General features: G+C 65.8%; 10 protein-coding genes. 6 read left to right on the top strand and 4 right to left on the bottom strand.

The features are described 5' to 3' along the window. Positions 1-415 precede the first annotated feature (415 nt). The 5 genes from ACOYYX_RS26240 to ACOYYX_RS26220 all read left to right on the top strand — a co-directional run bounded on the left by ACOYYX_RS26240 (position 416) and on the right by ACOYYX_RS26220 (position 7267). On the top strand, positions 416-1417 hold the full coding sequence (locus ACOYYX_RS26240; protein WP_422925188.1) for a 3'-5' exoribonuclease YhaM family protein: 1002 nt from the start codon (positions 416-418) through the stop codon (positions 1415-1417). 232 nt (positions 1418-1649) lie between these two features. Continuing rightward, entirely contained in the window at positions 1650-2198 is a 549-nt protein-coding gene (locus ACOYYX_RS26235) for a hypothetical protein (RefSeq protein WP_422925187.1), read from the top strand. After that, positions 2195-4459: a ribonuclease R gene (rnr, locus tag ACOYYX_RS26230; RefSeq protein ID WP_422925185.1), complete on the top strand. Its 2265-nt coding sequence runs from the start codon at positions 2195-2197 to the stop codon at positions 4457-4459. Before ACOYYX_RS26235 ends, rnr begins: the two co-directional genes overlap by 4 nt. Positions 4460-4701: 242 nt before the next feature. Next, positions 4702-5616 (top strand): HEAT repeat domain-containing protein, encoded by a 915-nt coding sequence (locus ACOYYX_RS26225; protein WP_422925183.1) that lies wholly within the window; start codon positions 4702-4704, stop codon positions 5614-5616. 145 nt (positions 5617-5761) lie between these two features. After that, a complete protein-coding gene (locus tag ACOYYX_RS26220) occupies positions 5762-7267 on the top strand; it encodes an APC family permease (RefSeq protein WP_422925181.1) in 1506 nt (501 codons plus the stop codon). 16 nt (positions 7268-7283) lie between these two features. Here ACOYYX_RS26220 and ACOYYX_RS26215 read toward each other — a convergent pair whose 3' ends face one another. The 3 genes from ACOYYX_RS26215 to ACOYYX_RS26205 form a co-directional block, all read right to left on the bottom strand. Next, positions 7284-7838 carry a phosphonate degradation HD-domain oxygenase gene (locus ACOYYX_RS26215; RefSeq protein ID WP_422925179.1) on the bottom strand — a complete coding sequence of 185 codons (555 nt, stop codon included), beginning with the start codon at positions 7836-7838 and terminating at the stop codon, positions 7284-7286. Next, on the bottom strand, positions 7835-9154 hold the full coding sequence (locus ACOYYX_RS26210) for an MFS transporter (RefSeq protein ID WP_422925177.1): 1320 nt from the start codon (positions 9152-9154) through the stop codon (positions 7835-7837). Before ACOYYX_RS26210 ends, ACOYYX_RS26215 begins: the two co-directional genes overlap by 4 nt. A gap of 257 nt (positions 9155-9411) precedes the next feature. Beyond that, positions 9412-10704, bottom strand: a complete 1293-nt coding sequence (locus tag ACOYYX_RS26205) for a Gfo/Idh/MocA family protein (protein WP_422925175.1) — start codon at positions 10702-10704, stop codon at positions 9412-9414. A gap of 947 nt (positions 10705-11651) precedes the next feature. Between ACOYYX_RS26205 and ACOYYX_RS26200 the strand changes: the two genes are divergently transcribed. Next, positions 11652-13223, top strand: coding sequence for a hypothetical protein (locus ACOYYX_RS26200; RefSeq protein WP_422925174.1), 1572 nt, complete (start codon positions 11652-11654; stop codon positions 13221-13223). 116 nt (positions 13224-13339) lie between these two features. Here the strand turns inward: ACOYYX_RS26200 and ACOYYX_RS26195 are convergent, their stop codons facing one another. Next, positions 13340-14635: a DUF362 domain-containing protein gene (locus ACOYYX_RS26195; RefSeq protein ID WP_422925173.1), complete on the bottom strand. Its 1296-nt coding sequence runs from the start codon at positions 14633-14635 to the stop codon at positions 13340-13342. Between the last annotated feature and the right edge of the window lie 140 nt (positions 14636-14775).

Raw genomic sequence — 14775 nt, 5'->3', positions numbered from 1 at the left:
ACGAGGGGCCGCGGCAGATCGCCGCGGCCCCTTTTTTTTGGGCCGGATGGCGGGCCGCATCGTCCTTGGTTGTCGCTGAAGGCGGGGCGGGGTTCCGGTCCCTTGACCGGGGGCGCTTTCCCCTCCTACAATCACGCCTTCAGCGTCGGACTCGCCTGATCACTAATCGAACCTCGTCCGTCGAGTCAGGTATTCGCCCCCAAACGGGTCAGGAGTGGTTGAGATGCCCGGGGTCGCAGGACAACCCGGGAGATGTCGCGGAGTAAGATGCGGGCCCAACCCGGTTCCGATCGATACGTCTTCCTCCCTGACTCATGGGCCGGCGACGGCCCTGCTCTCGATACCGCTCCCCGTCTCGTACCCGGATCCCTGGCCCACCTCGCGAAGGTTCCGCACCCACGGTCGAAATTTCCGCATGACCCGTCGTTATGTCAATCAGTTGAGCAACGGAGATTCCGTCGACGAATCGTTCCTGGTCGCAGACAAGCAGCTCCGGGCGAATCGTCAAGGCAATCTCTACCTCCATCTCGAATTGCGTGATAAGACGGGTAGCGTCGGCGCGCGGCTGTGGAACGCGAGCGAGGGACTCGCCCGCACCTTCGAGGCGGGCGACTACCTCCACGTCAAAGGCAAGACCCAGGTCTTCCAGGGCGCCCTGCAGCTCATCCTCTCGCACCTCGAGGTCGTCGATCCTTCCCGGATCGAGCCCGAGGATTTCCTGCCGCAGAGCACGCAGAACGTCGCGCGGCTCTCCGCCAGGCTCCGAGAGATCCTCTTCTCGATGACCAACCCGCACCTGCGTGCGTTGGCAGAGTGCTTCCTGATCGACGACGAGTTCGTGCGGAAGTTCACCACGGCCCCGGCCGGGATCAAGAACCATCACGCCTATCACTCGGGTCTACTTGAGCACGTCGTCACCCTGCTGACGGCCGCGGATCGGATCGCCGACCTCTACCCGGAGCTCGACCGCGACCTCCTGCTGACCGGCATCTTCCTCCACGATATCGGCAAGATCGACGAGCTTAGCTACGACCGCGCCTTCGGCTACACGGACGAAGGGCAGCTCGTCGGCCACCTCGTCATGGGCGTGGAGATGCTCCGCGACAAGGTCGAGCGCACGTCGGACCTCACCGGCGAGCCGTTCCCCAACGAGCTCTCGCTCCGGCTCAAGCACATGATCGTCAGCCACCACGGCACGCACGAGTTCGGCAGCCCCAAGCTGCCCATGACGCTCGAGGCGATCGCGCTCCACTACCTCGACAACCTCGACGCCAAGATCCACACCTTCGGGCGCGAAATCCGCGACGATCCCTCCCGGGAGTCGGCCTGGACCCCCTTCCACCAGAACCTCGGCCGGAGGCTCTTCAAGGGTGGCCCGAATGGGGGGACGGTCGGGGACGAGGGGACGGAAGCCTGACCCATCCGAGGGCCCGGCGGTCGTCGATGGCCGGGCCAACCTGTTCAGGCTCATCGTTCCCGGGTTCCTCCGGGCGACTTCCGCACGACCGCAAGGGGCGTGATAGACTTGAACGTCGGGGATGGACCCTGACGTTTCAGGATTTCACGCGAACATCTCTCTACATCGGCGGCAAATCTCGGAGGTCGGTGACGCGGACGGGCGCGCCCTCGTCGAGGGCGGGGAGAGGCCGATGAACCCTCGATACGTCTCGATCTCGAGCTTGATGGGGCTCGTCTTCGTCGCCGCGATGGCCCTGGCCGCGGTCAGGGCTCCCACGGTCCTCCTCACCAACGTCTCATCGATCGTCGTCCTGGCCCTCCTGCTGACCGGCCTCGCCGGGCTCCTCTTCGGCAAGGGGGGGGATCGCATCTACTGGGGCGGCTTCGCCCTGTTCGGCTGGGTCTCGCTCTTGCTGATCAACGGCTCCTGGATCGCCGGTCAATTCAGCTCCGACCTCACGAGCGGGCTCTTCGACCTCGCCGAGAAGGCCCTCACCGAACCCGCCGTCGTGCCGACGGGTCCTATGAATACCGCCGGGCCCGTCCCCAAGACCTACGTCAGTTCCAACCTCCTCGCCGAGCGGAGCGTGAAGGTCGGCAACCTGGTACAGATCGCCCGCCTGTTTCTGGTCCTCGTCCTCGCCCAGCTCGGAGGCCTCGTCGCAAGGGTCTTCGCCGCCAGGGGCGAGTCGGCGGCACGAGCGACGGAAGCACGCCCCGCGCCGAGGAACAACCCATGAGCCAGACAGACTTCGAAACACGGATCCTCAAGGCCGTCTCCCAGCCCGACTACAAGCCGCTCACGCTCAAGGCGCTCGGCCGATTCATGGGCGTCGACGCGGATGCCTATCCCGAGTTCCGCAGCACGGCCAAGTGGCTCATCAAGGACGGGCAGCTCGAGATCGCCAAGGACAAGCGACTCAGCAAGCCCAACACCAAGGGGACGGTGACCGGGATCTACCGGCGAAACGCCAAGGGGTTCGGCTTCGTCAAGCCGCACGGCACGACCGAGCGGACCGACCAGATCTTCATCCCCCCCGACGCCGGCCGCGACGCCTCGAGCGGCGACGAGGTCGCCGTCCGGATCGTCAAGAAGCCCAAGGGGCCGGGCATGAACCCGGAAGGGCGGATCGTGCAGGTCCTCGCCCGCGCCTCGGGGGCCTTCGTCGGCACCTACTTCGAGCAGTCGGGCGCCGGCTTCGTCCGCATCGACGGCACCACCTTCAACGACCCGATCTACGTCGGCGACCCCGGCGCCAAGGGGGCCAAGCCGGGGGACAAGGTCGCCCTCGAGATGGTCCGCTACCCGAGCCCCTACGTCGACGGGGAAGGGGTCATCACCGAGATCCTCGGCCCCCGAGGCGCCCCAGGCGTCGACACCCTCGCCGTCATCCGCGCCCTGAACATCCCGGATGTCTTCGACGACGTCGTGCTCGACGAGGCCAGGCGGCAGGCGAAGCTCTTCAAGCAGGACGAGATCGGCGAGCGGCTCGACCTCCGCGAGGTGCTCACGGTCACGATCGACCCGGCCACGGCCCGCGACTTCGACGACGCGATCACCCTCGAACGCGACGAGCGCGGTTACTGGAGCCTCGGGGTCCATATCGCCGACGTCTCCCACTTCGTCGAGAGCGGATCGGAGCTCGACCAGTCGGCCAAGCGCCGGGGGACGAGCGTGTATCTCCCCGACCGCGTGATCCCGATGCTCCCCGAGATCATCTCGAACAGCCTCGCGAGCCTCCAGGCCGGGCACGTCCGCTACACGGTGAGCGCCCTGCTCGAGTTCAACGCCGAGGGAGTCCGCACCGGGATGAGCTTCGCCCGGTCGGCGATCAGGGTCGACCATCGGTTCTCCTACGAGGAAGCCTTCGCGGTGATGAAGGCCCCCGACGAGGCCCACGAAGGGGTCACCCCCGAAGTCGCCAAGATGGTGAGCCAGATGCTCGAGCTGGCGATGATCATGCGTCGTCGCCGGTTCGATCGAGGCGCCCTCGAGCTGAGCATGCCCGAGGTCGAGATCGATCTCGGCGACCAGGGACAAGTCGTCGGCGCACACCTGGCCTCGCACGACGAGAGCCACCAGGTCATCGAGGAGTTCATGCTCGCCGCCAACGAGGCCGTGGCCTCGCACCTGACGGCGAACCACGTCGGATTCCTGCGTCGAGGCCACGCCGACCCCGACCCGCTCAAGCTCCGCGAGTTCGCCGAGTTCGTCGGCAGCCTCGGGATCAAGATCGACAAGCCTCAGAGCCGGTTCGAACTCCAGCGCGTCCTCTCCGAGACCACCGGCAAGCCGGAGGAGCACGCCGTCCACTACGGTCTCCTCCGCAGCCTCAAGCAGGCCGTGTACACGCCGGAGCCCGAAGGGCACTTCGCCCTGGCGAGCGAGGATTACTGCCACTTCACCTCGCCGATCCGACGCTATCCCGACCTCCAGGTCCACCGCCAGCTCACGACCCTGATCGCCGGCAAGAAGCCCAAGAGCAACCACGACGAACTGGTCGTCCTCGCCGAGCACTGCACGAAGACCGAGCGCCGGGCCGAGACGGCCGAGCGCGAGCTGATCAAGATCAAGCTCTTGACCTATCTCGAGACGCGGATCGGTGAGACCTTCCAGGCGGTCGTGATCGGCGTCGAGGACTTCGGCTTCTTCGGCAGGCTCGTCGAGCTCCCCGTCGAGGGGCTCATCCACATCACGAACCTCGACGACGACTATTACTACCTCGAGTCGGAGACGCATACGCTGATCGGTCGCCGGGGCGGGCGCAGGTATCGGCTCGGGGACAAGGTCGAGGTCAGGATCGCGCACATCGACGTCGACCGCCGGATCCTCGACCTCGCGCTGGTCAAGCCGGATGCCCCGCCCATCGAGGCCGGGGCGGAACCGATGAGGCCCCGAGCACCGAGGCCGGTCCCCCGAGGCCCCAAGAAGCCGGCCCGCAAGGGGGTCGCGAATCCTCTGAAGGGGGACGACAAAAAGAAGAAACGTCGCAAGCGCTAAATGCCGAAAACAAGAAAACGGATGCGCAAACTTTCGCATTCGCTCAACGCGGGCGATCTAACGTACTGGGAGTGGCCCCAATTACGGCGAGGGTTGACAGCAACCCGTCAATATCGGCCGCCAGGGTGATTGGCCTTCACAAAAAAGGCAGGGGCCATGACAATTCCCGCCCGCTGACGGAGCCGTCTGGCGGGTTAGACCAGCGCAAGCACTCCGACGACGGACTTGAAGGAGTCTATGGCATGAAGCGATGGATTGGCGCCGGTTTGTTGATTGCCTTGGGCGCAGGAAGTACAACGAGCTGGGCACAAGTCGTGGAGCGCCAGCGTGACGTCACGATCACGGGCCCCCGAGGACGGACGATCGAGCGGAGCATCACGACCGAGCGAGGCCCCGGCTTCGTCGAGCGCCAGGTGAACATCACGCGACCCGGCGGGTCGATGCATAGCGACGTCTTCGCTCACCGGGCTGGGCCCCGGCCGATGGGCCCGCCCCCAGGCTTCCGCCCCGGCCCGGCCTTCGGCCCCGGGCCCGCCTGGCGAGGCTGGGGACCGCGTCCGGCCGTGGTCGAGGTGAACAACGGCATCAGCCCCGGGGCCGCGATCCTCGGCGGCGCCGGCCTCTTCGGGCTCGGCATGGTCGCCGGCTCGGCGATGTCGGCCCCGGCCCCGGCCCCCGTCTACGCCGTGCCGGCCCAGCCGCCGGTCGTCGTCGTGAACCAGCCGCAGCCGTACTCGGCGACCCCGCCCCCGCCGCCGACCGTCGTGGTGGACCTCGTCAACGACGAGGTCAAGCGGCTGCAGAGTTACCACAGCTCGACCCGTCGCGACGCCTGCAACAACCTCGGCCGGATGCGTGACCCCCGCGCCATCCCCGCGCTCCTCGAGCGGCTCAAGTACGACAACTACACCGACGTCCGCGTCGCCGCCGCGAACGCCCTCGGCGAGATCGGCGACCCGCAGGTGGCCGTCTACCTCGAGCGTGCCACGGTTTACGACAAGAAGCAGGCCGTCCGCGACGCCGCCGCCGCCTCGCTGTCTCGCCTCCCCCGCGAGGTCCCCGTACAGGCCAGGGCTGCCGGCTCCAGCCGAGCCGCCCCGATCGAGAGCACGCCCCCGCCTCCCGAACCCGCGAACGAGCCCGGCTTCCGGAACTGAGCCTCTAAGTTTCGAAGAAACCGATTCGCTCAAACGACGGTCGGAACGGTCCCGAAAGGGCTCCGCGCCGGCCGTCGCCGTATTTCGAACGGCCATGTTGTCGCCCATCGCGCTGGATGCGAACCCAGGCCGGAGCATTCACATCTTGAATTTCGCCCCCCGCTCGGCGATCACTAGGGCACGTTCGATCCCCCAGCAGGGCACCTTGGAGACGCTGATGTCCACCACCGAGCCGCAACCGGGCGCCGTGACTGCCAAGCCCGAGGCGATGCCCGCCGAGTTCGGCCTGGCGACCGCCATATTCATCATCGTGGCGAGCATGGTCGGCACCGGGGTCCTGACGACCTCCGGCTATACGGTCTACGCCGTCGGGAGCAACCAGCTCATGCTCGGCCTCTGGGTGGTCGGAGGCATCGTCGCGGCCTGCGGGGCCCTGACGCTCTGCGAGTTGACCGCGGCGCTCCCGAGGACCGGCGGCGACTACGTCTACCTGTACGAGGCCTACGGACCGGTGGTCGCCTTCCTCTCCGGGTGGGTCTCGTTCTTCATCGGGTTCGCCACCCCCGCGGCGGCCTCGGCCTTCGGCGCCTCGAAGTTCCTCCTCGCCCCGATCCGGTTCGAGGGGGATACCAGGGACATCGCGCAACGAGGTCTCGCGACCTTGCTCTTGCTCCTCTTCGCCGCGATCCACACGTCGAGCCGGTCGAGGACCGCGCGGGTGCAGGTCTGGATCACCACACTCAAGCTCGTCCTGCTGACCGGATTCGTCATCGCGGGCTTGACCGCGGGCTGGCGGAACCATGGCCATCTCGACGATCGGCCGCCGATCGCCGACATGTCGTTCCTGCCGATGATGTTCTCGCTCGTTTATATCAGCTACGCTTACGTCGGCTGGAACGCGTCCTCGTACCTCGCGGGGGAGGTGGTCGACCCCAGACGCAAGCTCCCGCTGGCGATCCTCATCGGGACCGCGATCGTCGTCGTGCTCTACGTGAGCCTGAACGTTGTCTACGCCCTGGCTCTGTCGGCGGCCGACGTCAAGGCGATCGTGGACGCTCCGACCAACCGCGAAGCCTTCCCGCCCGACGTCGTCGCCCCGATCTCCCAGTTGGCGGCGCTCAAGCTCTACGGCGCGAGGTGGGCGAACCCCTTATCCGTCGCCATCGGCCTGATGCTCCTCTCGTCGATGAGTGCTTACGTCCTCACCGGCCCGAGGGTCGTATACGCGATGGCGCAGGCGGGCCAGTTCCCCGCCTTCGCCGGCCGGCTCACGAAGAAGAGCGGGACGCCGGCCGTCGCAACGGCTTTACAGGTCTCCGTAAGCCTGGCCGTGCTCTGGAGCGGGTCTTTCGAGGGCCTGCTCGTTTACGCGAGCGTCGGGCTGGCGATCTTCTCGATGCTGACCATCAGCGCCATCTACGTGCTCCGAATCCGCCGGCCGGACCTGCCTCGCCCCTTCAGGACCCCCGGCTATCCCGTCACGCCGGCGATCTTCCTCATCTTCACGGCCTTGCTCACCCTGGCGGCCTTCAGCCAGCGGGCGCGGGTCTCGACCTATACGCTGCTCACGATCGTGGCGGGGATCCCCGTCTATTACCTCTGGCAGTTCGCCCTCCGGAAGTCGCCCGCGACCGTTGATCCCCTGGAATAACCGCGGACGAACGGGCTCAAGGATTGAGCCGGGTGGCCTCGATCCGATCGCGGTAATGTTCCACCCCGGGGACGACGAGGCCGGGTACCTTGGCCTCGTCGTCCCAGTGTCGCAGGCGGATCGCCGCCTCGAAGTGCGGGTTCGACTCGAAGGCCTTCGCCTCCTCGGCGGAGAAGATCCCCCCCTGGAGTGTCAGGCTGCGCTTCGAGGCGGGGGAGAGGTCGTCGAAGTAACCCGGCTCGACCCGGCAAAGGTAACGCTTGGCGACGACGTGGAGGCGGATCGGCTCGGTGACCTCGGGGCCGAAGCTACGGTTCAGCCAGGCGACGCCGAGTTCCTCGTGCTGGCCGTCCTGCCCATGATCGGCCGGGTCGATGTCGGACTCGCCCAGCAGGTGGCCGACGTCGTGCAGGAGCGCCGCCACGATCAGCGCGGGCGACGCCCCTTCGCGCTCGGCGAGGTCGGCGGCCTGCAGGGCGTGCTCGGTCTGTGAGACGGCCTCGCCGAAGTAGGCGGAGTGCCCCTGGGTCTCGAAAAGCCTGGCGATCTCTTCATACTTCGGTTCGATCATGCGTTCACCTCGACCACGTCGCCCGAGGCCGGGCGGCGATGCTGCTCCCAGTAATAGATGGCGGCGACGACGCTCGAGACCCAGGCGATCCCCGCCAGGATCAGGAAGACGCCGCGCCAGCCGAAGATGATCGAGGCACGGGCGATACCCCAACCGGCCACGATGCTCCCGAAGTACCCGGCGAGGTCGATCAACCCCGAGGCCGTCGCACCCCCTTGCTTGCCGCCGAGGTCGAGAGAGACCGCGCCGGCGAGGTAAGAATACGGGCCCAGCAGGAAGAAAGCGACGCTCGTCACCAGGATGATCGGCCACCGGGTCGAGCCCGCGAAGTTCACCACCCCCAGCGTGGTCAGGACGCTCCCCGCCAGACAGAGCCCGACCAGGATGATCGTCGAGCGCCCTCCGCGGCCGAGCTTATCGCTCAGATACCCCGAGAGGATCACCGAGACGCCGCCGACGAGTGGGAAGAGCGCGCTGGCGGAGGTCGCCTGGGCCTGGCTGAGCCCCACGCTGTCCACGAAGTAGGTGGGGGTCCAGTTGTTGAAGGCCTCTCGCAGGAAGGTCAGACCGACCGACAGCAGGCAGACGATCCAGAACGCCGGACGCCTCAACAGCGGCCCCAGGAGTGACCTGAGGTTGGCGGGGACGGCGTCCTGCCCCCCTTCGCCGTAGACGTTATCCGGGTTCACGTCGGGTTCCTTGAACCCCAGGTGGGTCGGATCCTCGACCAGGAGCCACGCGTTGATCGCGAAGAAGAGGAGCAAGACGGCGGCATCGACCATGAAGACAGCACGCCAGCTCAAGCCGCGAGCGAAGAGCAGTCCCATGAAGCCCCGCGCGGCCGCGTCGCCGAAGAGATAGCTGAGGCTGATGACACCCATCACCGTGCCATACGTCGAGAAGCCGAACCAGCGCGAGGTGATCTTGATGATCCCTCCCCAGCCGAACGACTGGAGCAGGCGATTGCCGAACCAGGCCGTCGCGAAGATCGGCATCCCTCCCCCCATCGCGAAGAGGGCCGTCATCAGGATCGCCCCCAGCATGCCGCCGAAGTAGTTGAAGCGCCCCCCCAGGAAGTCGGCCAGGGCCCCGGCGAAAGGCTTCCCGATAGCATAGGCGAGGATGCCCATCGAGACGATCGCCCCCAGGGCTTCCTTCGCGCGGCCGGGATCCCAGCCCCGGGCCGCCAGCTCCTTGATGATCTCCGGGATGGCGACCGAGAGGTTCGACCGGCAGAGGTAGTAGCCCGAATATCCCGCGACCACGAGGGCCACGGTCAGGACCTGTCTCCGGCGGAGGCGGGCCGATTCATTCATCAAAGGTCTCGCGAGTCATCACGTCCGATCGGCGCGGCCCGAGATCGGACGTCGATCCCGTGCACGGTTGAAAATCTCCCAATACCATAGTCAATCGCCAGCCGATTTGTCATCCGTGGGCGAAGTCCCAATCCCAACATCAAACCAAGTCATCACGTGCTCAAAATTACAATTTCGAATCATTGGCGATCATCCTTCGGGGTCAAGCCGAACCGGGGCCGCGGCCGGCCCGGGTTCGTGCTGTTGCAAGGTAGAGCTCAAACTCCCTTGGGGATCGCCCAGTGCCCCTCGCGATACTCGCGGCTGACGAGGCGAGCGCCGTCGGGTTCCGAGGTGACGGCCTCGGCCTTGCCGTCGTACTCGAGCGTGCGGCCGAGGCGGGCGGCGAGGTTGCCCAGGTGGCAGAGCGAGGCGGAGCGGTGGCCGTGCTCGATGTCGCCGTTCGGCTTCGTGCCGTCGCGGATGCTGTCGAGGAAGTTCTGATGGTGGTCGGGCACCGAGACGGAGCCCTTGCGCGACTTCCCTTTGAGGATCGTCCAGCCTTCATTCTTGGCGAGGATCATCATCCCCTTGGTGCCGTAGAAGGCGTTGCCGTTCTCGGCCCCGTGCTCGGGGTAGGGGGACCAGATCCGCTGCTCGAAGACGAGTTGCTTCTTGTGCCCGACCTGGCCGTCGCCGGGGAAGTCGAAGACGACGTACTGGGTGTCGGGGAACTGCTGGTCGTCGTCAAAGCCGTACTTGCCGCCGATGGCCGCGACCTTCGCGGGCGGCGTGTCGACGCCCAGGCCCCAGCGTGCGATGTCGAGCTCATGGACCCCGTCGTTCCCCATGTCGCCCGTGCCGAAGGCGTACCACCAGTGCCAATTGTAATGCGACCGATTCGACTGGTACGGGACCATCGGGGCCGGGCCGGTCCAGAGGTCGTAATCGAGTTCCGGAGGAGCCTCGGAAGGCTGGGCGTGGCCGATGTTCGACCGCTTCTGGCTGTTCCAGGCCTTGGCGACGAGGACCTCGCCGATCTCCCCTTCGCGGAGGCGCTGAATCCCTTCGCGGATGAAGTCGGTGCTCCGGCTCTGCATGCCGACCTGAATCACCCGCTTATGCTTGCGGGACGCCTCGACCATCAGGCGGCCCTCGCGGATGTTATGCGAGCAGGGCTTCTCGACGTAGACGTGCTTGCCGGCTTCGCAGGCGAGGATGGCGGCCGGCCCGTGCCAGTGGTCGGGCGTGGCGACCCAGACGGCGTCGACGGCCTTGTCGTCGAGCACCTTGCGGAGGTCCTGCACCAGCTTCGGATTCCGCCCGGCGCTTTCCGCCTTCTTGCCGGCCTCGGCGAGGTGCGACCTGTCCACGTCGCAGACGTACGCGAGGTCCACGTCATCCCTGCGCGAGAGGAGCTTCAGGTGGTTGCTCCCCATCCCTCCGCAGCCGATCACGGCCACGACCATGCGCTCATTCGCCCCGAACGCCCGTGGACTCGCGGCCGCCATCGCCGCCACGCTCCCGCCCATCCGCTTCAGGAAATCCCTGCGGTCCGTGTGCCCGGTCACGATGGTTAGCTCCTCACTTACGGTTTGTTGAAACGTATCGTGGCTAGATTGGACCGGAACCGCGGTAAAAAACAACCACCTGACGGTGATATCACGATGTCCTCAACCGGCAGTAGATCGAGCGTGCGAGCGCGAGCGTCTCCCAATGTATCGGGGCAGGAGGGATGACAAAGGGCTCGGACCACCTGGTCAGACTCGGCCGACTTCATAGGGCTGAGGTTCCGATACCCGGGCAAACGACAGCCCGATGGCAAACCGACAACCACTCGATGAAAAGTTTACAAAACCCAGCCAAGCCCACTTCAAAGATCTGGATTCAGGAAAGATGACGTTTGCGCGAATCCTCCTGACAACTGACGAGGCTCTCGGTCCGCCCAACCAGGGCTATATTTAATGACATCTCGTGCAAAACAAGTTTGAATTTCAACCAAACCATCTGCCTCTAAACCCCTATCCAGCAAGCGTTTTACTGGAGGACTGGGTCCAAATCGGCCGCGACCACATCGAGCTGACCCACCTAGTTTTCTCAAAGAGAATGGGCTGAACCTCGCGACGTTTCATCCTGTCTCAGCCCGCGAGGAGGGGGATGTGCGGGGGGTAAAATGCGATCGGCACACGCGTTGCCATTGGGTTAGATGCGACCCTGGCAAGCTAACATAGTGGAACCAAAACGGATCTTATCGGCATCGAGGTCGCAGGACATTGGGATTTTTTCGTTTTCCCGCTAAGCACCTAGTTTACCCATGTTATATTAGCAGTGTCTGAAGGGTTGTTTCGTGCTGGTTGCTCAGAAGGAGCACCTTGGCAGACACATTTGGGGCAATCTAGGTAGATCTTGAGTAGCGGGAAGGATTTCTCAGGGATGAGACAGCTCTCCTTCGGGCCGCTTGACACACACCACTTGACGCAACCATCACGGATGCCCGTTTACTGTCGAGGAGACACGCATGTCGGAGTCCTTGAAACTGATGCGCCCGATAGCGGGCGCGGCCCTGGCCGTGTGGGGGCTCGCGAGCCCCGCCTGGGCTAGCTACGGCGGTGGCGCCTGTACGAGCTGCGCGCCGGCACCCGTGATGCAGACGCAGGTCAACGTGGTCTCGCTGGTCCCGCAGGTCCAGACCGTGATGCAGACCGTCTATGAGACGGTCTACGAGAGCCAGCCGTACACGGTCATGGAGACCCGCTATCGCCAAGGGTACCGGACCGAGAACTACACGGTCATGCGCCCCGTGCAGGAGACCACCCAGGTCGCCCGCAAGTACACGGTGATGAAGCCGGTCTACCAGACGTCGACCACCCAGCGCCGTTACAGCGTCATGAAGCCGGTCTACGAGACCAAGGCCATGGAGCGACGCTACACCGTCATGAAGCCGGTCTACGAGACCGTCAACACCCAGCGCCGCTACACGGTCTCGAAGCCGGTCTACGAGACCAAGGCCATGGAGCGACGCTACACCGTCATGAAGCCGGTGTATCAGACGTCGACCACCCAGCGCCGCTACACGGTCTCGAAGCCGGTCTACGAGACCAAGGCCATGGAGCGACGCTACACCGTCATGAAGCCGGTCTACGAGACCGTCAACACCCAGCGCCGCTACACCGTCATGAAGCCGGTGGTCCAGACGAGCATGGTCGAGGAGCCGTACACGGTCTGCCGCCCGGTCACCACGGTCCGCCAGGTCGTCCAGGAATGCGGCTACTACGAGACCCAGGCCGTCTCCGTGCCCGGCCCGGTGATCGAGCAGCCGGTCGTGGCCCCGATCGATCCGGGCTGCGGCTGCGAGAAGCCGAAGAAGCTCTTCGGCTGCCTGCACCGCAAGAAGTACGCGACGGTCGCCACGGTCGCCGTGCAGACCCCGCCCCGGACGGTTTGCCGGACGGTCTACGTCCCCCGGCAGGTCGTGCGTAACGTGAGCGAGACGCGATACGTCCGCGAGACCCAGGTCCGCCAGGTGCCGGTCCAGACCTGCACGATGGTCGCCGAGGAGCGGGTCGAGAACGTCCCCGTCACCACCTGCCGCATGGTCGCCGAGGAGCGGGTCCAGCCCTACGAGGTCCGCACCTGCCGCATGGTCTGCGAGGAACGCGTCGAGAACATCCCCGTCACGACATGCCAGATGGTCGCCGAGGAGCGGGTCCAGCCGTATGAAGTGCGGACCTGCCGCATGGTCTGCGAGGAGCGGGTCGAGAACGTCCCCGTCACCACCTGCCGCATGGTCGCCGAGGAGCGGGTCCAGCCCTACGAGGTCCGCACCTGCCGCATGGTCGCCGAGGAGCACGTCGAGAACATCCCCGTCACGACATGCCAGATGGTCGCCGAGGAGCGGACGGAGACGGTGCCCGTCACCACCTGCCGCATGGTCGCCGAGACGGCCAGCCGACAAGTGCCGGTGCTCGTCCCCGAACAGGTTCCCGTCACCGTCAATCGTTGCGTCGCCCGAGTCGTGCCCCGACAGGTGGCCGTCCAGCAGTGCACGATGGTCCCCGTGGCGGTCCCCGCCTGCTTGACCTGCCCCTGATCGGGACTCCGATAAAATCCGAGCCGAATCTCCGGATCACGGCCAACACGAACGGCGGAGTCCATCACCCTGGACTCCGCCGTTCGCTATTTCGAATCCGCGAAGCTCGCGGTCGATCAGCCGAGCTTGATCATCCTGTGGTCGATCGAGAAGCGCGAGCCGAGCGGCGACTTGAAGTCGAAGTTACCGAGGCCCAGGTGCGAGGCGAGGACGATGTGCTGGGGCTGGCGGATGTCGAACCCTTCGGTCCCGAGCGGGTCGAGGGCCGTCTTGCCCGTCGCGGCGACCGGGGGCAGCTTCTCCTCCTTGCGCTTGGCGTCGATGATGTTCCACTCGACATGGTCGAGGGCCACCGGGTCGGTCGCAAAGAGGAGCGAGTTGTATTCCCAGACGAACTTCGGGTTCCGGCCGAAGGGCCCGAGCTGATAGACGCCGTTGATGCCGTCGAGGATCTGGAGCACGCACTTCTTGCGGATGACCGGGTGGTTCACCACCTGGGGGATGAACTGGTTGCAGACGTTGCTGTTCGGCGTACTGTGCGAACGCGCGACGTTGTTCACGAGCCCGTGGCTCATGTTCTTGAGCGCGCCCGTCACGCCGGCCGAGCCGTGGTCTTTCAGAACCGGCAGGAGGACGATCTTGTTCACCCGGCGCGTCACCAGCAGGCCCAGGTGCGAGCGAACGTTGCGGTCGTCCTTGGGGTCGGCGCCGTTGCCCATCAACTCCATCGTCATGTATTCGTCAGGGTCGTAGCCGGCGACCGGGTCGTTGCCCGGCCAGAGGACCTGGAGCTGTGAGGGCTCATCCTCGGGGGTAAGGCCGCCCCAGTGGACGCCGTCAGGGACCGCCTTGTGCATCCCGGCGGCGATGAACTCCTGCTTATATCGCTCGAACACGAACATGTCGTTGAGCTTGACGCCCGCCATCCTGAGGCCGTCGATGACCTCGAGCATCAGCTCGACCGAACTGTTGGCGAGCGGGTTGCCCACCGGGTTCATCTTGATCCCGACCACGTCCCCCGGCTCGAAGAAGGAGCGCCAGGCCTCGACGACATCGTCGGCGCCTGTCAGTTCCTTCATCCCCCGCGCGACCGATGCCTTGATCGCCGCGCGATTCTTCACGCCTTGGACGACCATCGCCGGGTTGTGGACCTCGATGACGCGGCCGGGGTAGGGGCCGGGGATGCCGAGCTTCTCCTCGGGCTTGCGAGGGGCCTTGGCCTTCTTCTTGGCGGCCGCCTTTTTGGTGTCGGCCTTGGCGGCGTCGGGCTTCGTCGCGTCCGGCTTGGCGGCGTCGGCGGGCTTGACCGGCTCCGAGGCGGAGACGTGAAGCCCGGCGAGGATCGGGAGCGAGGCCGCTCCCGCCAGGAACGCACGACGGCCCAGGCCGCCGCAAGGGTAAGGCTTGCTCATGGGATCCGACTCTCCTCCGTGGCGAGAGGGCCTACCTCCGGCACCTCGCTCGACACATTAGAGTTATCGGCCAACCCAAGGCCGCACGACCGCCATTTTCGCCACGATCCGCGTTTTCGCGCCGACTTCACGCTCGATGG

Origin of the sequence: Singulisphaera chitinilytica, assembly GCF_049331405.1 — a bacterium.
Taxonomy (GTDB): domain Bacteria; phylum Planctomycetota; class Planctomycetia; order Isosphaerales; family Isosphaeraceae; genus PoT.
This window is presented reverse-complemented; position numbering and strand designations above follow the sequence as displayed.